We start from the raw sequence: 25,369 nt of genomic DNA, 5'->3' as shown, positions 1-25,369 counted from the left end.
AGGGCGCGGCAACCCCTGGCTGCCGCGCCCTTTTTCAAGGAGCTATCAGTCTTACTTGGCGCTTTCCAGCGTATCGACCGTCTTCTTCAGGTTCGCGTCGGGGATCTCGATCTTGGCGCCGGCGCGCAGCGACTTGACCAGTGCGAAATACTTGTCGCGGATGACCGCCTGCTTGGCCTGGTCCTTGACGTCGTCGAAGGCCGGCGGCTGCTTGGTGCGCTTGTCCTCGAGCTTGATGACATGCCAGCCGAACTGCGTTTGCACCGGCTGCTCGGTGTATTTGCCGACCTCGAGCGCGGAGGCCGCCTTGTCGAACTCCGGCACCATCTGGCCAGGTCCGAACCAGCCGAGATCGCCGCCGCTGGTCTTGCCCGAGGGATCGCTGGTGTGCTCGTTGGCGAGCTTCTGGAAGTCGGCGCCGCCATCGAGCTGCTTGATGATGGCCTCGGCCTCTTCCTTGGTCTTCACGAGGATGTGACGGGCATGCAGCTCATTGGTGGGCGGCGTGTTGGCGATTTCCTGGTCGTAACGGGCGCGGACCTCGGCGTCGGTGACCTTGTCGACGACGCCCTTCTCGACCATCTCGCCATGCAGCGCGCGCTGCTGCAGGAAAGCCATGCGGCGCTGGAAGTCGGGATCCTTGTCGAGCCCTGTGGTGACCGCCTCGGCGGCCATGACGCGGATCTCGATGGCAGCCGAAAGGGCGGCGGCACGGCGCTGCTCGGGCGGCAATTGCGCGAACTGCTGCGACAATTCCCCTTCGGCAAGCACCAGATCTGCTTCGGTCAGGGGCTGGCCGTTGACCGTGGCGATAACCTTATTCGGATCGACCGGTGCCGCGGCTGGCGCTGCTGCATCCGCCGGAGCGGGAGCGGTTTGCTGCGCCATCAGCGGCGAGAGCGAAAGGGCCGACAGGCCGACGGCCAAGCCAAGGCTGGCGAGCGACGCGCGGCGGAACAACAAGGACATGGGGTAACTCCGGTGGGGATTGAAAGAGGGGTGGCTTCCAGATCGGCCAGATTGTGGCGGAATTTGGCGCAGCCAGCAGGGCCAGCGCGGCGTTGACATCAGTTGAGCCCCCTCTTATCTGTCCAACGACTTTGCGTCCAGAACCGTTTTCCGGGCGCTTTTTGTGTTTGCCAGTGTTCACTAATGTGTTTGCCAGTGTTCACGTGGAATTGATGGGGCCGGCCGGCGCTCATCTCAAGATTGAGAATTCTATCGAAAGGACCATTGGATGGTCAGTCTCGGCGGTCTCGCCCGTAAGGTTTTCGGTTCCTCCAATGACCGTCGGGTCAAATCGACCCGGCCTCGTGTCGAGGCGATCAACGCCATGGAAAACGAGATGCGGGCGCTTTCCGACGAGGAGTTGGTCGGCCGCACCGCGAAATTCCGCCAGGACATCGCCAATGGCGCCACGCTCGACGACATGTTGGTGCCGGCCTTCGCCACCGCCCGCGAGGCGGCGCGCCGCGTGCTCGGCATGCGCCCCTTCGATGTCCAGCTGATCGGCGGCATGGTGCTGCACAATGGCGGCATTGCCGAGATGCGCACCGGCGAGGGCAAGACCCTGGTCGCGACGCTGCCGGTCTACCTCAACGCGCTCGCCGGCAAGGGCGTCCACGTCGTCACCGTCAACGACTATCTGGCCACCCGCGACTCCGAATGGATGGGCCGCGTCTACAAGTTCCTCGGCCTCTCGGTCGGCGTCATCGTCCACGGCCTTTCCGACGAGGAGCGCAGCGCCGCCTACGCCGCCGATGTCACCTACGCCACCAACAACGAGCTCGGCTTCGACTATCTGCGCGACAACATGAAATACGAGCGCGCCCAGATGGTGCAGCGCGGTCACAATTACGCGATCGTCGACGAAGTCGATTCCATCCTGGTCGACGAGGCGCGCACGCCGCTGATCATTTCCGGTCCGCTCGAGGACCGTTCGGAAATGTACAACACCATCGACACCTTCATCATCCAGCTGCAGCCGCAGGATTATGAGATCGACGAGAAGCAGAAGACCTCGATCTTCACCGAGGAAGGCACCGAGAAGCTCGAGAACCTTTTGCGCGACGCCGGCCTGCTCAAGGGCGAGTCGCTCTACGACGTCGAGAACGTCGCCATAGTCCACCACGTCAACAATGCGCTGAAGGCGCACCGGCTGTTCCAGAAGGACAAGGACTACATCGTCCGCAATGGCGAGATCGTCATCATCGACGAGTTCACCGGCCGCATGATGCCGGGCCGCCGCTATTCGGAAGGCCTGCACCAGGCGCTCGAAGCCAAGGAGCATGTGGCGATCCAGCCGGAGAACCAGACGCTGGCCTCCGTCACCTTCCAGAACTATTTCCGCCTCTACAAGAAGCTGTCCGGCATGACCGGCACGGCGCTGACCGAGGCCGAGGAATTCGGCAACATCTACGGCCTCGAAGTCACCGAGATTCCGACCAATCTGCCCGTCGTGCGCATCGACGAGGACGACGAGGTCTACCGGACGGTCGAGGAGAAATACAAGGCGATCGTCAGGGAGATCCGCGAAGCCAGCGCCAAGGGCCAGCCGACGCTGGTCGGCACCACTTCCATCGAAAAGTCCGAGCAGCTGGCCGAGCGCCTGCGCAAGGAAGGTTTTACCGATTTTGAAGTGCTGAACGCCCGCCATCACGAGCGCGAGGCGGCGATCGTCGCCCAGGCCGGCAAGCCCGGCGCCATCACCATCGCCACCAACATGGCCGGCCGCGGCACCGACATCAAGCTCGGCGGCAATGCCGAGATGCGCATCGAGGATGAACTCGGCGACATGCCGACCGGACCCGAGCGCGAGGCGCGGGAAAAGGAAATTATTGCCGACATCGAGCGGCTGAAGGAAAAGGCGCTGGCCGCCGGCGGCCTCTACGTGCTGGCCACCGAACGCCACGAATCGCGCCGCATCGACAACCAGTTGCGCGGCCGTTCCGGCCGTCAGGGCGACCCCGGCCGCTCGAAATTCTTCCTGTCGCTGCAGGACGATCTGATGCGCATCTTCGGCTCCGAGCGCATGGACGGCATGCTGCAGAAGCTCGGCCTCAAGGAAGACGAGGCGATCATCCATCCGTGGATCAACAAGGCGCTGGAAAAAGCGCAGAAGAAGGTCGAGGCGCGCAACTTCGACATCCGCAAGAACCTTCTGAAATATGACGACGTCTCCAACGACCAGCGCAAGGTGGTGTTCGAGCAGCGCATCGAGCTGATGGACGGCGAGGGCCTCTCCGAAACGATCGCCGAAATGCGCGAAGGCGTCATCGACGAGATCGTCGCCAAGGCCATTCCCGAAAACGCCTATGCCGAGCAGTGGAACGTTGCCGGGCTGAAGGCCGAGATCGCCGAGTTCCTGAACCTCGACCTGCCGGTCGAGGACTGGGCCAAGGAAGAGGGCATCGCCGAGGACGACATCCGCGAGCGCATCGGGCAGGCCGCCGAAGCCGCCGCCAAGGAGCGCGCCGAGCGTTTTGGCCCCGAGGTGATGAACTATGTCGAGCGCTCGGTTGTGCTGCAGACGCTCGACCATCTGTGGCGCGAGCACATCGTCAATCTCGACCATCTGCGTTCGGTCGTCGGCTTCCGCGGCTACGCCCAGCGCGATCCGCTGCAGGAGTACAAGGGCGAAGCGTTCGAGCTGTTCCAGGCCATGCTGGGCAATCTGCGCCAGGCCGTCACCGCGCAGCTGATGCGCGTCGAACTGGTCCGCCAGGCCGCCGAAGCGCCGCCTCCGGAAGCCCCCGATATGTTCGGCACCCATATCGACGGCACCACCGGCGAGAACGACTTCGAAGGCGGCGAGACCGCCCTCCTGGTCCGCCCGGAGACAACCGCCATCGTCGCCCCCGAAGACCGCGACCCCAACAACCAGGCCACCTGGGGCAAAGTCGGCCGCAACGAAGCCTGCCCCTGCGGTTCGGGGAAGAAGTACAAGCACTGCCACGGGGCGTTCGCGTAAGGGCGCTTCTTCCTTCCCTTCTCCCCGTTCACGGGGAGAAGGTGGCCCGCAGGGCCGGATGAGGGGCGGCGCCGGCGTTTGCGGGCCGCTAAAATCCGGCGAAGGCCGCTTCGCCGGCGACCGCAAACACGCCCTTGTCGGCTCGACCCACCATTTGCCCGCGCGAAGTCGCGCATAGCGCGTCTTGTCGCGCACAGCCCGATCTCCCACCGCCAGCGCCGCCCCTCATCCGCCTGCCGGCACCTTCTCCCCGTATAGTGACGGGGCGAAGGGGGCTCCCCACCCACGTTTTCTTAATGTGTCTCCGCTACACAGAACCCTGAAAAGAAGCGGAAAACGGAGAGAAATCGGGGTGCGCTTTTCCGCGGCCACGACTGCCGGGCGGTTCTTGCCGCAGCGTTGGGCGCTGCGCATGGGGCCGTTGCTTGGCCGCATCGATGCCGTGCTGTTCACCGCCGACGAGCGCGGCGAGGCCGGCCGCATGTCGGTCATCGCCTTCTCCATCCGCATCGTCAGCGCCGTCATCGCCTTCGTCAGCCAGGTGCTGATGGCGCGCTGGATGGGCTCGTTCGAGTACGGCATCTTCGTCCTCGTCTGGGTAACGATGGTCATCGTCGGAAACCTCGCCTGCCTGGGCTTCCACACCTCCGTCATCCGCTACATTCCCGAATATCGCGAGCGCGGCTTGATGGATGAGCTGCGCGGCATCGTGCTGGCCAGCCGTCTGTTCGTGCTGATCGCCTCCACGCTGATTGCCGGGCTCGGCGCGCTCGGCGTCTGGCTGGCAGCACCCTGGATCGAAAGTTACTATGTGGTCCCGTTCATCCTCGGCATCATCTGCCTGCCGATGATCGCCATGTCCGACCTTTTGTCCGGCCTGGCACGCGCCAACAGCTGGGCGCTGTTTGCACTGTCGCCGACCTATCTGGTGCGGCCCGTGCTGATCCTGCTGTTCATGGCGCTGATGCTGCTGGCGGGCTATGCCCCTGACGCAAAAACGGCGATCTTCGCCTCGATCGCTGCCACCTATGCCACAACGCTGGGACAACTCGTCGGTGTCACCCAGCGCATGGAACGGCAGATCCCGGCGGGGCCGAGGAAGGTGCATTTCGCGCAGTGGTTCATCGTCTCGCTGCCGATCTTCCTGGTCGAGAGCTTCTTCTTCCTGCTGACCAATGCCGACGTGCTGATGGTCGGCGCCTATATGGATCCCAACGACGTCGCCGTCTACTTCGCCACGGTGAAGACGCTGGCGCTGGTGCATTTCGTCTATTTCGCCGTCAAGGCCGGCGTTGCCCAGCGCTATGCGCAGTTCACCCATGGCGACCCACAAAGGCTCGCCGCCTTTGCCCGCGAGACGGTGTCGTGGACGTTCTGGCCATCGCTCTTGATGGCGCTGCTGGTGCTGGCGCTCGGCGAGCCGATGCTGGTGCTGTTCGGGCCTGAATTCAGCAGCGGCTATCCGTTGCTGTTCCTGCTTGTCTTCGGCGTCGTGGCGCGGGCCGCCGTCGGCCCCTGCGAAAGCCTGCTGACGATGAGCGGCAACCAGAACATCTGTGCTGCCGTCTATGCCATGACGCTGGCCTTCAACATCGCCCTCAATGTGGTGCTGATCCCGCTGTTCGGCCTGTGGGGCGCGGCAATGGCCACCGCCTTTGCCATGATCTTCGAAGCCGGCGCGCTCTCCTTCACGGTGTGGCGCAAGCTCGGCATCGCCATGCTCATCTTCTTAGCCCCGAAAGGAGCCGCGTGATGGCTGCCATCCCGTTGCTTGAGGAAACCAGCGGCGGCACCGCCGGCGCCATGGTGTCGGGCCTTGCCGGGCTGACCCGCGACGCCGACCCCGCCCATATCGAAATCCTCGCCAACAACCGGCCCGAGCGCAAGCTCGCCATCTACCCGGCATCGGCAGGTTTCGACCTGGTCGAGGAGCTGGATTATCTCTGCGCCCGCACGGTCGAGCCCAACGTGTTCTTCAACCCGCGTTTCCTTGCACCCGCCATGCCGCGGCTGGAGGATCGCGAGGTACGGCTGGCGGTCATCCGCGACGGCGACGAATACCGCAACCGGCTGCGCCTTCTGGTGCCGTTCTCGGTGGAACGGCCGGTGGTGCCGCTCGGCGTTCCGGTCATGCGCACATGGTCGAGCCCGTTCGGTCCGCTCGGCACGCCGCTGGTCGACCGCGACGATCCGGTCGGCGTCGTCGAGGACTTCTTCTCGATGCTGTCGCGCCCGCACCTCAAACTGCCGAAAGTGTTCGTCCTGGCCGATGTCCGGCTCGATGGCCCGGTGGCGAGCCTGCTTGCCACCGTGGCCGAGGCGCGCGGCCTGACGCTGGTCACCACCGGCCAGAGCCAGCGCCCGGCGCTGGAGAGCAAGCTCGATGGAGACGATTATCTGAAGGCCTCGCTGCGCTCGCACCATTATCGCGAGTTCCGCCGCCTGAAGCGGCGCCTTGGCGACCTTGGCAAACTTGAGCATGTCGTGGCGCGCGGCCCCGAAGACATCCGCCATGCAATCGAAGGCTTCCTGTCGCTGGAAGCGGCCGGCTGGAAAGGCCGCGAACGCACCGCCATGGCGATCGACCGCTTCCGCGCCGCCTTCGCCCGCGAAGCCGTGCACCGGCTGGCCGAACAGGACATGTGCCGCATCCATTCGCTGACGCTCGACGGCCGCACCATCGCCTGCCTGATCGTCTTCGTCGAAGCCGGCGTCGCCTATACCTGGAAGACGGCCTATGACGAGACGCTGGCCAGCTATTCGCCCGGCACGCTGCTGATGATCGAGGTGACCAGGCAGCATCTCGACGATCCCAACATCATGATGACCGATTCCTGCGCGGTGCCCGACCATCCGGTGATGAGCCGGCTGTGGGCCGAGCGCAAGCCGATGGGCACGCTGGTGATCGGCCTGGCGCCGGACGCCGACCGCCTCACCCGCCAGGCCGCCTCGCAACTGCACCTCTACCGCGAGACCCGCAACATGGCCCGCCTGCTGCGCAACCGGATGAAGAGCTTGCTGGGGCGGCGCTGAGAAAAGGCAGGGTGCGATTCTGGAGAATGGCACATCTTCGCTGCAATATTTGACGGGTGGGTGACCGGGAATTTACTTCGGTTGCCAGCAGGCAAACGCGAATATTGATCTCTGCTTATAAAAAAACGAGATTTCTCGCAGAAATTTCCAGTGAAAACCGATAAGACCTACTCGCATTCTTGTTCTTAATTCACGATAATCTAGTGATTCGGTAGCGATGAGAGAGAAATGTCGCTGAATCATGAGGCCAACGGCGCCCGGCACATCAGTGCGGAGGACAGCGCCGTTGTCCGAAGGGCCGACGAAGACTTCGAAGAACTGATTCGAAGCATTCGAGCCGCAACGCATCAAGCTTTGCCTCTCTTCGAAGAGGAGCCTGTGACCGGATTGGCCCAGTCAGACACGCTGGCCGCCTCCCTCGGCTCGACTTCGACCCGGACGGGCTCGAGCCAGGCCCGCGCCATGCGCGGCTCCTCGCCCTTGTCCAACGATAGGCTGGATCCACGTGCCGTTGACGACTTGGCGTGGTCGTTGGTTGACCACGATGTGGGCAGGCTTGATGCGCAAACGCACGATGCCGACGCTCCCGATACCGACAAATGGGAATTGCAGGAAGAGGTGGCGAAGCTGCAGCGCTTGCAGGATCGCACCTCGAAAGAGCTTGGGCGAAAATCGCGCGAGCTATCGATCGCGAGCAAGACCATCGCCGACCTGGAGGTCCAACTCAACAGGGCACGGCAGACCATTGCGCAGGCGGACAGGCATGCCGGCCAGCGCGCAACACGGTTCCTCGAGGCGAATGTCGAGGTCGAGCGCCTGGGACGGAACCTGGCGCGCATGTCGGGGCAACTCCGCGACGAGACCATCGCTAGGCAAGCCGCCGAGCAGGCGCGTGAAGACGTCGCATCGCGGCTCGCCAGCTTGCAACAGGCCGCCATGCTGCTTCGTTCCAAGGTCGCGGATTACCAGCTCCACAACGAAAGACTGACCGGCAAACTGTCTGCGCAGATGCTGGTGCAGCAGGACCTGCAGGTGCGGCTGTCCACGGTCGAGCATCAGCGCGGCGTTCTCGGCGATTGCGCCGCCGCCGCGCAGTTACGGGCCGTCGAACTTGAAAAGAGGTTGCGCTCGCTCCAGCGCAGCGCCGCCGATCAAAGCGTGGTCCGCGCGACGCCGAGTGTCGGAAAGCGCGCCGAGGACGTGGCCGAGCATCGGCGCCAAACCTCGGAAGCCGAGATTGCGACGTTGCGCCAGGAGCGCGACGCGGCGCGCCGAGACTATGGCGCGGTGAAGGTTCAACTCGCCGATCTCCGCTTGCGCGGCATGACCGACGAACTCGCGCATGCCCGTTGCCGCGATGAGAACCGCCAGCTTCACCACAGGCTGGAAACGCTGACACGCCAGGATCGGCCCAGCGGACCGGCAGCGGGTGACAATGCCGATCTCGAACGGACATTCGACGAATTGCTGGCATCTGGCGCGCTTGGCGCGGCCAATGACGGCGATCCCACCGCGACGCGCAAAGCGTCTTGACCGCCTGCTGAGGCATATCGGTACGCAGGTGACCACGTCGAGCCGACGGACGTGTTGGTGATCGGCATGACGCCGCCGCCCTTCTGGCACACCGAACTCGAGGCCGTCGAAACGTCGAGTGCATTCCAACGGTGTCCTGTCTGTGGATGCCCTCAGCAAGCGTCTTGATCCCTGCCAGAGCGAGGATTCCGAGCCATGAAAAATGAAATGGCTGCCGCAGGTCTCCTCGCCATCAGTCCCGTCTCGACCCATTGCGTCGCCGAGCGCTCCATGCCCTTGGATAGCATCTGGAGCGGCGGCGGCGTAGATACCGCTTGGAAGAATGTTCAACGTCAAAGCTTAGGAATCGCCATGAGTAGGCAAGATCGAGGCCTTACGCGCTTGTCACGCAGGACGCGCAACGGCTTCAAGAATGCGGCGTTAGCACTTCATCTAGCGATCAATGTAGAACGACGAGACAGCATTGCTATTCGTGTAACAGGCGGCATGGGCGACCATATCGTGGCCGTCCGGTTTATTCGCGATCTGCTGAGCCATTTTGGCCACGCAAAAATCGACGTCTATTCCGTAACGGGCGGAATGGGCTGGCTCTACGAGCCTCTACCGGATGTAACTTTCATTGAAGCTCCGAGACGCGTATTTACGTGGGTCACGCGTCGATATATTCTTGTCCTGCAGATCACACATACCGTAGATCTTGTGCACATGAGTTCTGCCGCTGCCGAACGGTGGCCGGAGCTTTTAGCAATGCTGCAAAGCATCGCACCGTATCGGAAGATGTTTTCGCATGCGATCGATGCGCATCCTCATTTGGACTTTCATCCAGCACTTGTAGCCCAATTTCAGAACGTGAGGCGAGACACCTTTCTGAACCATGTCAGCGGTGTGCCCTTTGGCGGCCATCAATATCCGCTACCTGAGGATGCGTCCTTGGTTCAAAGCTTGGGTCTGGACCATAAACCCTACATTACCGTCCATAATTCCTTCAACGAGGAGTCAGGTCGCCCTCGAGCTACGCGAGATTATCCGTTCTTGGATGATGTTGTGAAGGAGGTGAAGGCGCAGTTGCCGGATCTTCCGGTTGTCCAAGTCGGCGTGGTAGGAGGCACCCTCAGTTCGGCCGACTACAACCTTTCTTCCAAGACAACACAGCCGCAAATCACCTCCGTTCTTGCGAACTCGTCCATGCATTTCGACATGGAGGGGGGGCTTGTTCATATCGCAAGCTGTGTAGGGACGCCGTGTTGTGTCGTTTTCGGTCCAACGCCGATCGGCTATTACGCCTACCCGAACAATATCAATATTGCCCCCCGTGTCTGCGGCGGTTGTTGGTCCCTTACATTGGATTGGCAAAAGACCTGCCTTCTAGGCGCTGCGGAACCGCCTTGCATGTTCACACAACCACCCAAGGCGGTGGCGCATGCAGCGTTACCGCATCTGCGAGTTCTGTTGAGCGAAAAGCGCCGATCAGGCTGAAGCGGCACCTGCAGACGAACCAGTGCCGGCACGCGTTAGCAATGGGGAAACAGCAGACCACGCTACACGAAAAAGGCCAACCGGAAACGCAACGCCGGCGCTGCCGCGCACAAGCGGATCCCAAAACAAACACAGGCTAAATTGTCCCACCCGAAGCCCGAAGAGTGAAGGGTGGTGCCCCTAGCCGGAATCGAACCAGCACTCCTTGCGGAACTCGATTTTGAGTCGAGCGCGTCTACCAATTCCGCCATAGGGGCTCAGGCCGGGCGGCCTGGATGGCGCGGGACTATACGGTTGGAGGCCTGTTCGTCAACTGGCCAATTCTCCGGCGCTCTCAAGATGCGACCAAACTGCGCCTTTCGATTTCGTGACGGGGCTGCCATTGTGCAGCGCGGAAAATCTTTCTAGACAGGCGGCGCATCAAAGCGCGGCACGTCTGCGGGGACGGATGGCGTGCTCTGGGTCTTTGTTGTGTGCATGCCGTTACACCCCAACCTGCCTGCGCAATGGAACGACACGCATTAGGAGTGCCGATGCTTCGCGGACTTTACGACTGGACCTTGTCGCTGGCGGCCCGCAAATCCGCCGAATGGTGGCTGGCCTTCATCGCTTTCGTCGAGAGCTCGGTGTTCCTGGTGCCGGCCGACGTGCTCTATCTGCCGATGGCGCTGTCGCGGCCGGATCGCGCCTACCGCTATGCGCTGATCGCCACCGTCGCCTCGGTGCTGGGCGGCATCGCCGGCTGGTTCATCGGCCACTACGCCTATGACGCCGTGGCGAGGCCGATCCTCGAATTCTACGGCAAGTACGACGAGTTCGAAGCGCTGCGCGCGGGGGCAGGCGTCGGCTTCATCGTCCTGATGCTGATCACGTCGGGCGCTGCCCACCTGCCGCCGATCAAGGTGGTGACGATCCTGTCCGGCGTCATCGGCGTCAATTTGCTGTTGTTCGTGGTGCTGGCGATCGTGGCCCGCGGTGGCCGTTTCCTGCTGCTCGCCTGGCTGCTGCGCCATTATGGCGAACCGATCCGCGAATTCATCGAAAAGCGCCTCGGCCTCATCGCCGGCGCCGGCGCGGCTGCCCTGATTTTGCTCTATATCCTGGTCAAATACGCGTTCTGAACAGAACCATTGCGAGCCGGACGGACCGATTGAAATGACAGCGACCATGAATGCCGACACCGGACGCCAGCGGACGCTAACCGCCTTGTTCCTCGCCGTCGCCATGGCCGCCACCGTCGGCTCGGCGCTCGCCTTCCAGTATCTCGGCGGCTACATCCCCTGCCACCTCTGCCTCGAACAGCGCACGCCCTATTATATCGGCGTGCCGCTGATGGTGCTGGCGGTGATTGCATCGATGCTGCACGCACCCAGCTGGCTGACGCGCGGCCTGCTGGCCGTCGGCGGCATCCTGATGCTCTACGGCCTCTATCTCGGCGTCTACCACTCCGGCGTCGAATGGCAGTGGTGGGCCGGCCCGACCGATTGTACCGCAGGCGCCGGGCCGGTCGACACCGGCGGCAAGGGCGTGCTCGACGCGCTCGACAAATTCGTGCCGCCGTCCTGCGACAAAGCCGCCTTGCGCATCCTTGGCCTGTCGCTGGCCGGCTGGAACGCCATCGCCAGCCTGATCCTCGCCGCCATAGCCTTCCGCGGCGCCCTCACCCGCGACTGATTGAGCAGCGCGACGCAGGGTTCGCGCAAAAATTCGTCGGGCTGACTCGGGTGGCGCGGCTTCGACGTCCGAGCCAGGTCGACCCCCACTCCGTCTCGGCTTCGCCGAGCCACCTCTCCCCCGATCGACGGGGTAGAGGAAGGGCGCGAACCTGTTGTAGCCAGCGCTCCTCCGAGAGAGGCTCCCTTCCTCTCCCTCCGGAGGGGGGAGAGGTGGCTCGGCGAAGCCGAGACGGAGTGGGGGAAGCCGGTCCTTAAACGCGAAAACGCTGATAAGTGAGCGCGACCGAGCTGGCCCGATATCGGAAAGTGTCAGGTCTGGTAGGCATGTGAGCATCGGAAGCGCAGACAATTGCTCCAGACGGCCAGCCTCCCGAATTCTCGAACGATCTCAGGGTTCGAGTTCGACATCCCAGTACAGATAATCCATCCAGCTCTCATGCAGATGGTTGGGCGGGAACAGGCGGCCATTGTTGTGCAGATCGTGCACCGTCGGCTGGAAAGGCTTCTGCAGCGGCCACATCTTGGCATGCGCCGGCATCATGCCGCCCTTCCTCAGATTGCAGGGCGAGCAGGCGGCAACGACATTCTCCCATGTCGTCGCGCCGCCGCGATGGCGGGGGATGACGTGATCGAAGGTCAGATCCTCCGGCGTGCCGCAATACTGGCACTGGAAGCGATCGCGCAGGAAGACATTGAAGCGGGTGAAGGCCGGGTGCCTGGACGGCTTCACATAGGCCTTCAGGCTGACCACGCTCGGCAGCTTCATCGAGAAGGTCGGCGAGGAGACGGCGTGCTCGTATTCGGCGACGATGTTCACCCGGTCGAGGAACACCGCCTTGATGGCATCCTGCCACGACCAGAGCGACAAGGGGTAATAGCTGAGCGGACGGTAATCCGCATTCAGCACCAGTGCTGGAAGCCCATCCGGAGATACGGCAACCGTCACGTGTTCACCTCCTTGGTTCTAGACCCGAACGGCGCAGATACTGTAAGCCCGACATGACAGGGATGTGAAGCGGATTGTCGCGTCGCTGAAGCGCCAAAAATGCATGATTTTTATGATTTTTCGTGGATCAAGCCGGCGGCGCGGCGTCCCGCCCTCTGGTTTCGCGATAATAGGACCAGAAAAGCCGCGATGCGACACCTCGCCACGGGCTCCATGATTCGGCCAATGCGATCAGGGTTTTCTCCGGCGGACGCGGCTCGATGCCGAGCGCGTGGCCGACCGCGCTCTGCAGCGCGACGTCGCGCGCGGGGAAAATGTCGGGATGCCCGGCGGCGAATAAGAGATACACTTCCGCCGTCCACGGGCCGATGCCGGACACCGCCGTCATCGTCGTGATCGCCTCCTCGGCATCGAGCAAACAGAGGTGATGAAGGTCGAGGCCGTCGACCACGGCCTGGGCAACAGCGATCAGGCCGCGCTGTTTGGGCCGCGACAGGCCGGCTTCGCGAAACATGTCCTCGCCGGCGGCCAGGATCGCCTGCGGCGTCAGCGGATCGACAAGCTTGGTCAGCCGGCCGAAGATCGCGTCGGCACTGGCGCGGGACACCTGCTGCGAAACGACGATCGACGCCAGGCTTCGAAACCCCGGCTCGGACAGCCGCAGTGGCACCTCGCCGGCCATGCCGCGCACCTTTTCCAGGCGCGGGTCGATCACGCAAAGCGCATCGAGCCCCCGGGCAATGTCGTCTGATGTCACGATACGGCGCATGCTTTCTTGTTCCTCGACCGTCGACAGGGTAGCAATTGGCGAAGCGCCGCAAAACATGATTGCCGCCGGAGAGATGACACTCCTGACATTCCGCTTCGCGCCCAGCCCCAACGGCGACCTGCATCTCGGCCACGCCTATTCGGCGCTGCTCAACCAGAAGCTGGCGGCACGGGCGGACGGACGCCTGCTGCTGCGCATCGAGGATATCGACACGACGCGCTGCACGCCGCAATTCGAGGCCGGCGTGCTGGCCGACCTGAAATGGCTGGGGCTTGGCTGGGAAGAGCCGGTGCACCGCCAGTCCGAGCATTTCGCCGAATACCAGGCGGTGCTCGAGCGGTTGATCGCGGAGGAACTCGTCTACCCCGCCTTCATGAGCCGTGGCGAGATCCGCGCCTTCATCACCGACAGCGAAAAGCGTGGGCGCGACTGGCCGCGCGATCCCGATGGCGTGCCGCTCTACCCCGCCGTGGACAAGGCGCTGCCGCTGAAGGAACGCCAGCGGCGGATAACCGAGAATGCGCCCTTCGCCTGGCGGCTGGATGTCGAGGCCGCCATGGCGCGTGTCGGCAAGGACCTGTCTTGGACAGAGTATTCCGACGAGACGCTTTCCACGACGCGCTCCGTCGAAGCCCGCCCGCAGGACTGGGGCGACGTGATCTTGGCGCGCCGTGACATCCCGACCAGCTACCACCTCGCCGTCGTCATGGACGATGCGCTGCAAGGCGTCAGCCACGTCGTGCGCGGCCAGGACCTGTTTTCCGCCACCGGCGTGCAGCGCCTGCTGCAGCAACTCCTGGGGCTGCCGCAACCGGCCTATTTCCATCATCGCCTCATCCTCGGACCCGACGGCCGAAAGCTGTCGAAGAGCCTCCGTGACACCGGTCTTGCCGCGCTGCGTCATGCCGGCGCATCACCTGATGACATCAGACGGACGGTCGGGCTTTGACCAGGCGAGATCACCTGCCAAATGCGCCGGCCGTTGAATTTCAGTGATGTATGGATCAATGGTTTCGCTTTGCGCGTCGGGTTGAAGCGCATTAGAGCAGCGCCACGGTCAACTCTCCCCAGTACGGCGGCCTCCGGAACATGCACAGCATCAAGCGGTTCATCCCCGCCACCTTCGTCGTCTTGTGGGCCACCGGCTTCATCGGTGCGCGCTACGCCATGCCGTGGGCGGAACCGTTCACCTTCCTCGCCGCGCGTTTCGTCCTCGCTGCTATCCTGCTGGCCGTCCTGATGCTTGTGCTTGGCTCGAAAAGAGCCACCCGCCAGGAGGCGCTGCATGCCACCGGCGCCGGCATCCTGATGCATGGCGTCTATCTCGGCGCCGTCTTCTGGGCCATCCACAGGGGCATGCCGGCCGGCTTTTCAGCCCTCATCGTCGGCCTGCAGCCACTGATCACGGCGGTGCTTGCCGGTAAGTTTCTCGGCGAGGCGATCCTGCCGCGCCACTGGCTTGGCCTTGGCATCGGCCTCATCGGTATCGTCATCGTGCTGTGGCCGAAGCTCGGCGCGCTGGGCGGCGGCGTGACCGCGGCGACATTGACCGCCTCGCTGGTCTCGGTGCTCGGCATGAGCGCCGGCACCATCTGGCAGAAGCGCTTCGCCTCCGGCGGCGACCTCGTCGCGGCGACCATGTGGCAATATGTCGGCGGTGGTTCGCTGATGCTCCTCGCCTCGCTCGCCTTCGAAACCCACACGGTCATCATCAATGGCGAACTGATCTTCGCCATGGCCTGGCTGGTGCTGGTGCTGTCGCTCGGCGCCATTTTCCTGCTGATGGTGATGATCCGCGACGGGGAGATGTCGAAGGTGGCGTCGCTGTTCTACCTGGTGCCGGCGGTGACGGCGGTCATCGCATGGGCCCTGTTCGACGAGCAGCTCAACGCCCTGCAGATCGTCGGCATGGCGATCACCACATTCGGCGTTGGCCTGGCAACGGCGCGGCAGACGAAGGGAAGAACTGTGGAATTGAGGAATTGAGGAATTGAGGAATTGAGGAATTGAGGAATTGAGGAAGAAGCACAGACAGTGCCGGATATGGCCCGCTTTTTCTCCAATTCTTCAGTTCTTCAATTCCCCAATTCTACCTGTCATCCCACCCGCGCACGTGCCTCCAGATAGCGGCTGATCGCGGCATTGAGCTCGCCGCCAAGGATGAAGATTGCCGAGACCATGTAGAGGAAGACCACGGCGATCATGATCGAGGCCAGGCCGGCATAGGTCGTCACATAGGACGAGAAGTGGTCGAGATAGGTGGCGAAGATGGTCGAACCGATAAGCCATGCCGCCAGCGTGAAGACGATGCCCGGCACCAGCGAGACGAAGCGGCGCTTGCCCGCCGGCAGCCAGAAATGCACGGCAAACAATCCGCCGACAATGACCGCCGAAGCGATGACGTAACGCCACAGCGTGATGGTGCCCATATAGGGCTTGATCCAGTCGATATGGGCTTCGGCGATCCGCGCCAGCAGCGGCGCGAACACCAGGAGCACGCTGATCGCCAGGAAACCGGCCGTGGCGATGAGAACGAAGATGATGCTCTGCACCCGGCGGTAGATGATGCCGCGCGTTTCCGAAACGCGATAGGCGCGGTTGAGCGACGTGCGCAGCGCCTCGATGCCGTTCGACGCAAAATAGGCAGCAAGCACCACGCCATAGGTCAAAAGGTCGGTGCGCCGGACGGTCAGCACGTTGAGCACTTCGCGCGCGATCGGCTTGGCGATCTGTTCGGGCCAGGTGTCGAAGACCAGATGCACGGCGGTGTCGGAGAACGCCTGCGCGCCGAGGAAGCTCGCCAGGGTCGTCGCGAAGATCAGGAACGGGAACAGTGCCATCAGCGATGTGATCGCCAGATGACTGGCCATCGCCCAGCCGTCATCGGTGTTGAAATGGCCAAGCGCGTCGTAGAGGACCCGCTTGAGGGCTACGATCTTCCGCAACAAGAACCGCGCCCTCCAATTGTCTCCACGCCGGGAATATGGGAAGGGATTGCGGCAAATGGCAACCCTTGGCGAAACCACGAACAGTCCGGCGCAGAAGTTGCGCTCGATTATCATCACCGGTGCGTCTTCGGGAATAGGAGCGTACTGCGCCCGCGCGTTGAAGGCGGAAGGCTGGCGGGTGTTCGCAACGGCGCGCAAGCCGCAGGACATCGCCGCGCTCGAAGCCGATGGCATCGAGGCCTTCTATCTCGATTATTGCGAGCCGGAGTCCATCGCCGCGCTGGTGACGGCGGTGCTCGACCGCACCGGCGGCCGGCTCGATGCCCTGTTCAACAACGGCGCCTATGCCCAGCCGGGCGCCGTCGAGGATCTGCCCGTTGCGGCGCTCAAGCAGCAGTTCGAGGCGAATTTCTTCGGCTGGCATGATTTGACCCGCCGACTGGTGCCGGTGATGCGTCGCCAGGGTCAGGGCCGCATCGTCCATTGCTCGTCGATCCTTGGCCTCGTCCCGGTGCGCTTTCGCGGCGCCTATTCCGCGTCGAAGCATGCACTGGAGGCCTTGATGCTCTGCCAGCGCCAGGAACTGGCCGGCAGCGGCGTCCACGTTTCGCTGATCGAGCCGGGGCCGGTGAAGTCGAAGATCGCCAGCAATGGCCTCATTTGGTTTCTCAGCAACATCGACCACGAAAATTCCGTGCACCGCGTGGACTATGCGGCGCAACTCGAACGGCTGCGGGCCGGCGGCAGCCAATCGGCCTTGAAGCCAGGGCCGGAAGTCGTTCATGCGGCGCTGCGCCATGCACTTCTGTCGCGGCGCCCGCGACCGCACTATGTGGTAACATTGCCGGCCAGAATCGGTGCGGTGCTCAAACGCATCCTGCCGGCATCGATGCTTTACCGCCTGATGGCCAAACGCGCCTGAACGCCAAAACAACTGGAACGAAACAATGGCAACCGTCTTCAACATTCTCGCCATTCTGGTCATGGTCGCCGTTGCGGTCGTGCTTGTTCGTGGCCTCATCAATATGATGCGCGGCGGCTCCGGCGTCACATCGAACAAGCTGATGCAGGCGCGCGTCATGCTGCAGGCCGTGGCGCTGGTGCTGATCCTGCTTGCGGTGTATTTCACCCGCAAGTGAGGGATGTCGGCGGGGAGGCGAAATGGTCAAGCTCAACAAGATCTACACCCGCACCGGCGATGATGGCACCACGGGTCTCGGCACCGGCGAGAGGCGGCTGAAATCCGACCTGCGGGTAGACGCCTACGGCACGGTCGACGAAGCCAATGCCTGCATCGGCATCGCCCGGGTCCACACGGCCGCGATCCATCCCGCGATCGACGCCATGCTTTCCCGCATCCAGAACGATCTCTTCGACCTCGGCGCCGATCTCGCCGTGCCCGACGACGGCAAGCCGCTCGGCTATGAGCCGCTTCGCATCGTCGCCGTGCAGACCGACCGGGTCGAAAAGGACATCGACCTTCTCAACAAGGAGCTTCAGCCGCTCAAATCCTTCGTGCTCAATGGCGGCACGCCGGCAGCGGCGGCACTTCACCTTGCCCGCACCGTGGCGCGGCGGGCCGAAAGGCTGATCGTGGCCCTTGCCCAGGATCCGGACGAGCACGTCAACCGCGACGGTCTGAAATACATCAACCGGGTCTCGGATTTCCTGTTTGTCGCCGCCCGGGCGGTCAATGACAACGGAAACGCCGACGTGCTATGGGTTCCCGGCAAGAACCGCTGATTGTCGAAAGCGGAAGAGGGCCTGGGGCATGTTCATCCCGCTTTACGACACCAACAGGCTGCGCCACATCCGCCTGCAATATGTGACCATCGGGCTGATCGTGGTCAACGCCCTGGTCTACCTCGCCACCGCGCTCGGCGGCGAGAGTTTCTCCAATGCCGCCGTCCTTGGCCTGGGCTTCATCCCGTCGGTCGTCCATGACACCGCCGAGCTCGATCCCCGTTTTGTCGTCATCCCCGAAAGCCTGAGCTACCTCACCTATTCGTTCCTCCATGCAGACATCTTCCACCTCGGCGGCAACATGCTGTTCCTGTGGGTGTTCGGCGACAATGTCGAGGATGCGCTGGGCCACATCCGCTACCTCATCTTCTACCTGTTGTGCGCGATCGCCGGCGCCGCCTTCCAGGGCCTCGTCGCCTGGGATTCACAGGCGCCGCTGATCGGTGCCTCCGGCGCCATCGCCGGCGTGGTCGTCGCCTATCTGATCCTCTATCCCAGGGTGAAGGTCTGGGTGCTGGCCTTTGCCCGCATTCCGCTGCGCATCCCGGCCTTCATCCCGCTCATCTTGTGGGTGCTGTTCCAGGTGGTGATGTTTGCCGCCGGCGGCGAGGACCAGATTTCGTGGGCCTGCCATATCGGCGGCATCATTGCCGGAGCCGTTCTTGTGCTCGTCCTGCGCAGCCGCGGCGTGCCGCTGTTTGCCGGCGCCGACGAGGACGTCGCGCCCACCGCTCCCGACCAACCGCCGGTTGCCACGGAACCGCTGATCCCCGACCCGCCCGCCGCGACGCCGCGCTGGGGGCGAGGAAACACTTCCAGTTCGGACTGAACCGATTTGAGCCGCTTGCAGCGTATTGACGTGCAGGGTTGCCGCAACTACGGAAACGTCACCGCCGCAACCTAAGGCGGGCAAACACCAGAATTTCCATCCGGCCGGAATTCCATCCGGCCAAAATTCAGTCAGGAATGTCGGCTTTCGACAACTCAGAACGGGCGCAGGCTGTTATAGCGCGCCCAACTAGCGTGAAGAGGTGACAGGCAAATGAAGATCCTTGTGCCCGTGAAGCGGGTTGTGGATGCGAACGTCAAGGTTCGCGTGAAGGCTGATGGTTCGGCGGTGGAGCTCGCCAACGTCAAGATGGCGATGAACCCGTTTGACGAAATCGCGGTGGAAGAAGCAATCCGGCTGAAGGAAGCCGGCAAGGCTGAAGAAATCATCGTCGTCTCGATCGGCCCGCAGCAGGCGCAGGAAACACTGCGCACCGCGCTCGCCATGGGCGCCGACCGCGCCATCCTGGTCAAGACCGACGAACAGACCGAGCCGCTCGGCGTCGCCAAGGTGCTGAAAGGCGTCGTCGACGCCGAGCAGCCCGGCCTCGTCATTCTCGGCAAGCAGGCGATCGACGACGACTCCAACCAGACCGGCCAGATGCTGGCGGCACTGCTTGGCTGGGCGCAAGGCACCTTCGCTTCCAAGATCGTGCTCGACGGCGACAAGGCCAAGGTGACGCGCGAAGTCGACGGCGGCCTGCAGACCGTGGAACTGAAGATGCCGGTGATCGTCACCGCCGACCTTCGCCTCAACCAGCCGCGCTATGCCTCGTTGCCCAACATCATGAAGGCCAAGAAGAAGCAGCTCGACGAGAAGACCCCGGCCGACTACGGCGCCGACGTCAAGCCGCGGCTGAAGGTCATCAAGACCGAGGAGCCGAGTGGCCGCAAGGCAGGCGTCAAGGTCAAGAGCGTCGCCGAACTGATCGACAAGCTCAAGAACGAAGCCGGCGTGCTGTAAGCGATCGGGAAAGGAACAAGAAAAATGGCTATTCTCCTCATCGCAGAACACGACAACGCAACGCTTTCCGACCAGACCGCCAAGGCGCTGTCGGCGGCGCTGCAGATCGGCTCGGACGTGCATGTGCTGGTTGCCGGCAAGGGCGCCAAGCCGGCAGCCGACGCTGCCGCCAAGCTGAAGGGCGTGAGCAAGGTGCTGCTGGCCGAAGCCGACGAGCTTGCCGAGCGCCTCGCCGAACCGACGGCAGCGCTCATTGTGTCGCTGGCGGGCGCCTACGACACCATCATCGCGCCGGCGACCTCGTCGGGCAAGAATGTCGCGCCGCGCGTGGCTGCGCTCCTCGATGTCGCGCAGGTTTCCGAGATCATCGAAGTCGTATCTCCCGACACCTTCAAGCGGCCGATCTATGCCGGCAACGCCATCCAGACGGTGCAGTCGAGCGACGCCACGAAGGTCATCACCGTGCGCACCGCCTCCTTCCAGGCAGCCCCCGAAGGCGGCTCGGCGGCGGTCGAGACCGTCAAGGCCGCGGCCAATCCCGGCCTGTCCACCTTCGTCGAGAACAAGCTTTCCGAGACCGACCGTCCGGAGCTGACCTCGGCCAAGATCATCATCTCGGGTGGTCGTGCGCTGGGTTCGGCGGAGAAGTTCCAGGAGGTCATCCTGCCGGTCGCCGACAAGCTCGGTGCAGCCGTGGGGGCTTCCCGCGCCGCGGTCGATGCCGGCTATGCGCCGAACGACTGGCAGGTCGGCCAGACCGGCAAGGTGGTTGCCCCCGATCTTTACATCGCGGTCGGCATCTCCGGCGCCATCCAGCACCTTGCCGGCATGAAGGATTCGAAGGTCATCGTCGCCATCAACAAGGACGAGGAGGCACCGATCTTCCAGGTTGCCGACTACGGTCTCGTCGGCGATCTCTTCGTCATCCTGCCGGAGCTGCAAAAGGCGCTTTGACGCTTTCTGCCAAAGCGTATTAAATGGTGAGGGTGGGGTAGACGAAGTCGCCCCGCCCTTTTAGTTTGCACCGCACAAAAAGAGGCCGCAAAGGCTAAAAGCAATTCCAGCAAAGTGCGCAGCGGTTTTCCCTGGAAAAGCGCGTAGCGCTTTCCCTAGGGAATTGCGGTAAAATAAAAAGGTGGAGCGCTTTCGCAGTTCAAGCGGAAGGGCTCAGGACGGGATCGGTGTAATGAGCAAGATCGAGACGATCGGCATCATCGGCGCGGGCCAGATGGGCGGCGGCATCGCCCATGTCTCCGCGCTTTCGGGTTACAAGGTGCTGATCTACGACATTTCGCCCGACCGCATCGAGAAAGGCATCGCCACAATCAGCGGCAACATGGCCCGCCAGGTGGGGTCCGGCAAGCTCGACGAGAAGGTGCGCAACGACGCGATGGGCCGCATTTCGGCCGCGCCCGCGATGGCCGATCTTGCCGGCGCGGATCTGGTGATCGAAGCGGCGACCGAGGACGAGACGGTCAAGCGCAAGATCTACGCCCAGCTCTGTCCGCAGCTCAATCCCGAAGCCATCCTGGCGACCAACACCTCGTCGATCTCGATCACGCGGCTTGCCGCGCAGACCGACCGGCCGGAGCGGTTCATCGGCATACATTTCATGAATCCGGTGCCGCTGATGAAGCTGGTCGAGCTGGTGCGCGGCATCGCCACCGAGGACCAGACCTTCGAGGCGGCCAAGACCTACGTGAAGCAGCTCGACAAGACGATTACGGTCTCGGAGGATTTTCCGGCCTTCATCGTCAACCGCATCCTGCTGCCGATGATCAACGAGGCGATCTACACCCTCTATGAGGGTGTCGGCTCGGTCGACGCCATCGACACCGCCATGCGGCTCGGCGCCAACCATCCGATGGGGCCGCTGCAGTTGGCCGATTTCATCGGGCTCGATACCTGCTTGTCGATCATGCAGGTGCTGCATGACGGCCTGTCGGACTCGAAGTACCGTCCTTGCCCGCTGCTGGTGAAATATGTCGAGGCCGGCTGGCTCGGCCGCAAAACCGGGCGCGGTTTTTACGATTATCGCGGCGAGCATCCCGTTCCGACGCGCTGAGCGCATCGTCGACGCAAATCAGGGACAAGCCTTCCGGCGGTGACAGGCTCGATCAGGAGGCCGCGGCCAGCGGCTCTGTCCGGCCATCCACGATCCGTGCGTCGGGCGCCACGGAGACACAGCCACGGCCGGCCGCCTTGGCCGCATAGCAGGCCGCATCGGCTCTCGCGATGATCTCGTCGACCTCGCCGCAATTGGCATTGATCGCAGCCAGTCCGATGCTGGCGCCGATCACGTGAGGACGGCCGTCCCAGGTGAAGTCCAGGCCGCCGATCGCATCGATGATGGAGCGCGCCGCGATCTTGGCACCGGCTGCTGAACCCGATTTCAGAATGACCGCGAATTCGTCGCCGCCGAGGCGAGCGACGATATCGTCTGGACCAAGCACGCCACGAATCGCCACGGCAACCCGCTTCAGCAGCGCGTCTCCCGCCGCGTGGCCGCCCGTGTCGTTGACCAGTTTGAAGTGGTCGAGATCGATGAACATGAACTGATGTCCGCTGGCTCCGACCGACTCTGTCGTGTCGCCGGTCGACTTCCTCGTGTCGGCGGTGCCGTCCTTGCGGGCCTGACCGACCAGGCCCTCCATGGCGCGGATGAAGCTCGAGCGATTGGCAAGGCCGGTCAGCGCGTCGTGTGCCGCGGCGTGCGCCAGTTGGCGCTGCAGCGCGCGCGCATCGGTAAAGTCCTGGAAGACGATGACCAGCCCGCAGAATTCGTTCCGTTCGTTGATGATCGGCGACACGACCTGGCGGATGCTGCAGCGCGTGTCGTCGCGCCGGATCAGGACGGCGCGGCTGTTCTGGTCGGCGGGCGCATGAACGCCAATCGCGGGCCGGGTGACGCCGATCCTGTGCCCCGTCTCCTCGTCGACCGCCCAGTAGACATGGCCAAGCATCTTGCCGAGAGCCTCGCCGCCGGCAATCCCGGTCAGCTTTTCGGCGACCGGGTTCATGAAGGTGACGCGGTTTGCGGCATCGGTGCAGATGACGGCATCGCCGATCGATTGCAGCGTCACCCTCAGCCGCTCCTTTTCATCGGCAAGCATTGCCGCCGACACAGTGAGGCGCTCTTCGGCCTCCTTGCGACGGGTGATGTCGGTCAGGCTGCCAATGGCCCTGATCAGCCGTCCATCCTCGTCGCGTTCGATAGCCTTGCCGCGGTCGAGTATCCACATCCAGTGGCCATCCTTGTGGCGCATCCTGAATTCGGCCTCAAAGAACGGTGTCTTGCCCTCGAGATGAGCGCGATCCGCTTCGGCGACAGTCTCGCGATCGTCGGGATGAATCATCGTCAGCCAGCTGTCGGTGTCGCCATCGAGCTCGCCATCCGCATAGCCCAGCATCTTGACCCAGGTCGAGGAATAGGTCGTGCCGCCCTTGCGCATGTCGAGGTCCCAGACGCCTTGGCCGGCACCAGCCAGAGCAAAATTCCAACGCGTTTCCGCTTCGGCAATGCGCGCCTCGGCCTGCTTGCGCGCGTCGATGTTCTCGATTTGGGAGACGAGATAGAGCGGACGGCCGCTGGTCTCATCGCGAATGACCGAGCCGGCAAGATGGGCCCAGACGGGCGTTCCGTCCTTCCTGAGATAGCGCTTCTCGAAGTGGAAGGAATTGACCGTGCCCGCCTTCAGATCGTCCATCGTCTCCCGCCCGATCTGCAGATCGTCGGGATGCGTGATCTGGAAGAAAGTCAGCGCCTCGATCTCTTCGCTTGTGTAGCCAAGCATGGCGGCGAAGGCCGGATTGGTCTGGCGGATGCGACCGTCGAGACCGACAACCACGATGCCGATCGCCGAATCCTCCATGGCGCGGCGGAAGCGCAGTTCGCTCTCGGCAATCTGTTGGCGATCCCTGCTGATCCTGCGGACGGACAGGGCAGCGAGGAACAGCGCGCCCACCGCCATCGCCACCGCGATCTGCAGGCAGAGCTTCAACGCTTCGGTGCCGAGGTCCAGGCGCGAAAGCAGGATCGAGGTCGCCAGCACGCCCAAGCCGGCGACGAGCAACGCCAACCCTGCATGCCCAAGAGATTCTCGGCTGGTCAATCCTCGCCACATCACGATACGTGCCACCCCCGTGCGCAAACGCATGTTCTCGCATCAACCTTGGCGGATCGTTTTTAAGGAAAGGTTGCGTCCGGCATGCCGGCGTGGTCGCCAACCGGCAAACAATTGCCGGCATGATTAAGGATCGGTGCACGGGTCCGCGATCGTTACGAAACGCTACCAGCGTATGAAAAACCGTCCGCCGAGCGCACCGAGCAATGCGAGCGCTGCGATCGCTATCGTGTACCAGGGGGCGACGAAAAGCGGCGAGTCGTCGAAGCAGTGCGCGGCATAGAAGGTTGCCGCCAGCCCGCCGGCGAGCAGGCCCGCCACCGCACCGGCAAGCACCGGCCGTGTCGGCGCGCCATAGCGCAGCATCCACAGGAAGACGGCAAGCGGGCCAATACCGATCAGCGGGATGAAGCCCATGCAGAGCATCATGTTGTTGCCGACCATCCGTGTACCCCACAGCGCCTCCGGCACCATAAAAAGCTCCAGAAGCACCGCCACGGCTACCAGCACTGGCGCCGCGGCCATCCAGGCCATTGCCCGGCCCGTCGAGGCGCCCGGCGTCGACAAGGCACGGATCAGGGCGAAGGCGCTGACGGCCAGCACGATGGTGAAGACGAATTTGGAGAGGAAGCGCATCGTGTGCGCGGCCGCCATGAAGTCTGGGCGCGGGCCAATGGTCAGCAGGAAAACGATGGCCGCGATCACCGCCCCCGCACCGGCGGCCAGCCACCAGGCAGATTGCAGCGGCATCGCCTTGCTGCTTGCATCGGCGTCCAGCGCCTTGATGAGATCGTCCGTCCTCATGTCATTCCCGCCCGAACCGCCCCTACCCGAATCGCTTGGCTATCGCGGCAAGTCCGCGATGCAGCGACACACGCACCGCCGTCTCGCTGATGCCGAACTTCGCCGCCGTCTCACCGATGGACCGCCCTTCCACCGACACGGCCGAGACCACGGCGCGCTGTGCCGGCGACAGGCTGTGCAATGCCCGGTTGATGTCTCGCTCGCTGACGGTCTCGGTTTCCGGCTCGGCGAACGTCTCGGCGATATCGTCGATGTCGATCTCGATGCGCCGTCCGCGCCGCCGGAACGCATCGATCAGCTTGAAGCGGGCGATCGCGTAGATCCACGGCAACACCGGCGCATCCTGGCGCCAGGTATGTCGTTTCACATGAATGGCCAGCAAGGTTTCCTGCACGACATCCTCGGGATCGACCCCGCCCAGCACGATCTTGCGCCTGGCAAAACCGCGAACCAGCGCGGCAATCCGGTGCAGAAAGTCGGCGTAAGCCCTTTCATCTCCCGCGATGGCGGCCCGCATCAGCCGGGAAAGTTCGGCCTCGTCCTTGCCGCTCACAA

Annotated in this window: 23 protein-coding genes and 1 tRNA gene; 16 read left to right on the top strand and 8 right to left on the bottom strand. The window is 63.3% G+C overall.

Annotated features, from left to right (window positions below; genetic code table 11):
• Window positions 1-51 precede the first annotated feature (51 nt).
• Window positions 52-969, bottom strand: a complete 918-nt coding sequence (locus NKJ37_RS20455; protein WP_352554403.1) for a peptidylprolyl isomerase — start codon at window positions 967-969, stop codon at window positions 52-54.
• A gap of 268 nt (window positions 970-1,237) precedes the next feature.
• On the opposite strand from NKJ37_RS20455, the gene secA reads away from it, so the two are divergent.
• From secA to NKJ37_RS20430, 5 genes are all read left to right on the top strand, one after another.
• Complete coding sequence (secA, locus tag NKJ37_RS20450) at window positions 1,238-3,970, top strand: preprotein translocase subunit SecA (protein ID WP_352774835.1); 2,733 nt, start codon at window positions 1,238-1,240, stop codon at window positions 3,968-3,970.
• A 352-nt stretch (window positions 3,971-4,322) separates the two neighbouring features.
• Window positions 4,323-5,723 (top strand): lipopolysaccharide biosynthesis protein, encoded by a 1,401-nt coding sequence (locus tag NKJ37_RS20445; RefSeq protein ID WP_352774833.1) that lies wholly within the window; start codon window positions 4,323-4,325, stop codon window positions 5,721-5,723.
• Entirely contained in the window at window positions 5,723-7,003 is a 1,281-nt protein-coding gene (locus NKJ37_RS20440) for a GNAT family N-acetyltransferase (RefSeq protein WP_352774831.1), read from the top strand. The genes NKJ37_RS20445 and NKJ37_RS20440 overlap by 1 nt, the downstream gene beginning before the upstream one ends.
• 228 nt (window positions 7,004-7,231) lie before the next feature.
• On the top strand, window positions 7,232-8,536 hold the full coding sequence (locus NKJ37_RS20435) for a coiled-coil domain-containing protein (protein ID WP_352774829.1): 1,305 nt from the start codon (window positions 7,232-7,234) through the stop codon (window positions 8,534-8,536).
• Between the two features lie 195 nt (window positions 8,537-8,731).
• The gene (locus NKJ37_RS20430; protein ID WP_352774828.1) at window positions 8,732-10,012 is read left to right on the top strand and encodes a glycosyltransferase family 9 protein; all 1,281 of its coding nucleotides are present in this window, start codon (window positions 8,732-8,734) and stop codon (window positions 10,010-10,012) included.
• A 172-nt stretch (window positions 10,013-10,184) separates the two neighbouring features.
• On the opposite strand, the gene NKJ37_RS20425 is transcribed toward NKJ37_RS20430, so the two are convergent.
• Window positions 10,185-10,269 (bottom strand) — tRNA-Leu (locus NKJ37_RS20425).
• Window positions 10,270-10,545: 276 nt separating this feature from the next.
• On the opposite strand from NKJ37_RS20425, the gene NKJ37_RS20420 reads away from it, so the two are divergent.
• Together NKJ37_RS20420 and NKJ37_RS20415 are read left to right on the top strand one after the other, a co-directional pair.
• Window positions 10,546-11,133, top strand: a complete 588-nt coding sequence (locus tag NKJ37_RS20420) for a YqaA family protein (protein WP_023811139.1) — start codon at window positions 10,546-10,548, stop codon at window positions 11,131-11,133.
• A gap of 34 nt (window positions 11,134-11,167) precedes the next feature.
• Window positions 11,168-11,686: a disulfide bond formation protein B gene (locus NKJ37_RS20415; RefSeq protein WP_352774826.1), complete on the top strand. Its 519-nt coding sequence runs from the start codon at window positions 11,168-11,170 to the stop codon at window positions 11,684-11,686.
• 390 nt (window positions 11,687-12,076) lie between these two features.
• Here the strand turns inward: NKJ37_RS20415 and NKJ37_RS20410 are convergent, their stop codons facing one another.
• Both NKJ37_RS20410 and NKJ37_RS20405 read right to left on the bottom strand, forming a co-directional pair.
• Window positions 12,077-12,634, bottom strand: coding sequence for an HNH endonuclease (locus tag NKJ37_RS20410; RefSeq protein ID WP_006328497.1), 558 nt, complete (start codon window positions 12,632-12,634; stop codon window positions 12,077-12,079).
• Between the two features lie 127 nt (window positions 12,635-12,761).
• Window positions 12,762-13,403, bottom strand: a complete 642-nt coding sequence (locus NKJ37_RS20405) for a DNA-3-methyladenine glycosylase family protein (RefSeq protein WP_352774824.1) — start codon at window positions 13,401-13,403, stop codon at window positions 12,762-12,764.
• Between the two features lie 73 nt (window positions 13,404-13,476).
• Here NKJ37_RS20405 and gluQRS point away from each other — a divergent pair, with 73 nt between their 5' ends.
• Window positions 13,477-14,352, top strand: coding sequence for a tRNA glutamyl-Q(34) synthetase GluQRS (gene gluQRS, locus NKJ37_RS20400; RefSeq protein ID WP_352774861.1), 876 nt, complete (start codon window positions 13,477-13,479; stop codon window positions 14,350-14,352).
• A gap of 140 nt (window positions 14,353-14,492) precedes the next feature.
• Window positions 14,493-15,389: a DMT family transporter gene (locus NKJ37_RS20395; protein ID WP_128290172.1), complete on the top strand. Its 897-nt coding sequence runs from the start codon at window positions 14,493-14,495 to the stop codon at window positions 15,387-15,389.
• Window positions 15,390-15,499: 110 nt separating this feature from the next.
• Here NKJ37_RS20395 and NKJ37_RS20390 read toward each other — a convergent pair whose 3' ends face one another.
• Window positions 15,500-16,351, bottom strand: a complete 852-nt coding sequence (locus NKJ37_RS20390; protein WP_127270626.1) for a YihY/virulence factor BrkB family protein — start codon at window positions 16,349-16,351, stop codon at window positions 15,500-15,502.
• A gap of 55 nt (window positions 16,352-16,406) precedes the next feature.
• Here NKJ37_RS20390 and NKJ37_RS20385 point away from each other — a divergent pair, with 55 nt between their 5' ends.
• From NKJ37_RS20385 to NKJ37_RS20355, 7 genes are all read left to right on the top strand, one after another.
• Window positions 16,407-17,273: an SDR family oxidoreductase gene (locus tag NKJ37_RS20385; protein WP_352774822.1), complete on the top strand. Its 867-nt coding sequence runs from the start codon at window positions 16,407-16,409 to the stop codon at window positions 17,271-17,273.
• 25 nt (window positions 17,274-17,298) lie between these two features.
• A complete protein-coding gene (locus NKJ37_RS20380) occupies window positions 17,299-17,490 on the top strand; it encodes a twin transmembrane helix small protein (RefSeq protein WP_013529428.1) in 192 nt (63 codons plus the stop codon).
• 22 nt (window positions 17,491-17,512) lie between these two features.
• Window positions 17,513-18,094 (top strand): cob(I)yrinic acid a,c-diamide adenosyltransferase, encoded by a 582-nt coding sequence (locus tag NKJ37_RS20375; RefSeq protein ID WP_127270629.1) that lies wholly within the window; start codon window positions 17,513-17,515, stop codon window positions 18,092-18,094.
• Between the two features lie 28 nt (window positions 18,095-18,122).
• On the top strand, window positions 18,123-18,923 hold the full coding sequence (locus NKJ37_RS20370; protein WP_352774820.1) for a rhomboid family intramembrane serine protease: 801 nt from the start codon (window positions 18,123-18,125) through the stop codon (window positions 18,921-18,923).
• A gap of 213 nt (window positions 18,924-19,136) precedes the next feature.
• Entirely contained in the window at window positions 19,137-19,886 is a 750-nt protein-coding gene (locus NKJ37_RS20365; protein ID WP_352774818.1) for an electron transfer flavoprotein subunit beta/FixA family protein, read from the top strand.
• A 24-nt stretch (window positions 19,887-19,910) separates the two neighbouring features.
• A complete protein-coding gene (locus NKJ37_RS20360) occupies window positions 19,911-20,840 on the top strand; it encodes an electron transfer flavoprotein subunit alpha/FixB family protein (protein WP_352774816.1) in 930 nt (309 codons plus the stop codon).
• Window positions 20,841-21,072: 232 nt separating this feature from the next.
• Window positions 21,073-21,951, top strand: a complete 879-nt coding sequence (locus NKJ37_RS20355) for a 3-hydroxybutyryl-CoA dehydrogenase (RefSeq protein WP_013529423.1) — start codon at window positions 21,073-21,075, stop codon at window positions 21,949-21,951.
• Window positions 21,952-22,003: 52 nt separating this feature from the next.
• Here NKJ37_RS20355 and NKJ37_RS20350 read toward each other — a convergent pair whose 3' ends face one another.
• From NKJ37_RS20350 to NKJ37_RS20340, 3 genes are all read right to left on the bottom strand, one after another.
• Complete coding sequence (locus tag NKJ37_RS20350) at window positions 22,004-23,965, bottom strand: PAS domain S-box protein (RefSeq protein ID WP_352774814.1); 1,962 nt, start codon at window positions 23,963-23,965, stop codon at window positions 22,004-22,006.
• A 210-nt stretch (window positions 23,966-24,175) separates the two neighbouring features.
• Window positions 24,176-24,814: an NrsF family protein gene (locus NKJ37_RS20345; RefSeq protein WP_023811127.1), complete on the bottom strand. Its 639-nt coding sequence runs from the start codon at window positions 24,812-24,814 to the stop codon at window positions 24,176-24,178.
• 22 nt (window positions 24,815-24,836) lie between these two features.
• Window positions 24,837-25,367 (bottom strand): sigma-70 family RNA polymerase sigma factor, encoded by a 531-nt coding sequence (locus NKJ37_RS20340; protein ID WP_128304640.1) that lies wholly within the window; start codon window positions 25,365-25,367, stop codon window positions 24,837-24,839.
• Window positions 25,368-25,369: the final 2 nt, after the last annotated feature.

Source organism: Mesorhizobium sp. M0140 (assembly GCF_040322475.1).
Lineage (GTDB): Bacteria > Pseudomonadota > Alphaproteobacteria > Rhizobiales > Rhizobiaceae > Mesorhizobium.
This window is presented reverse-complemented; position numbering and strand designations above follow the sequence as displayed.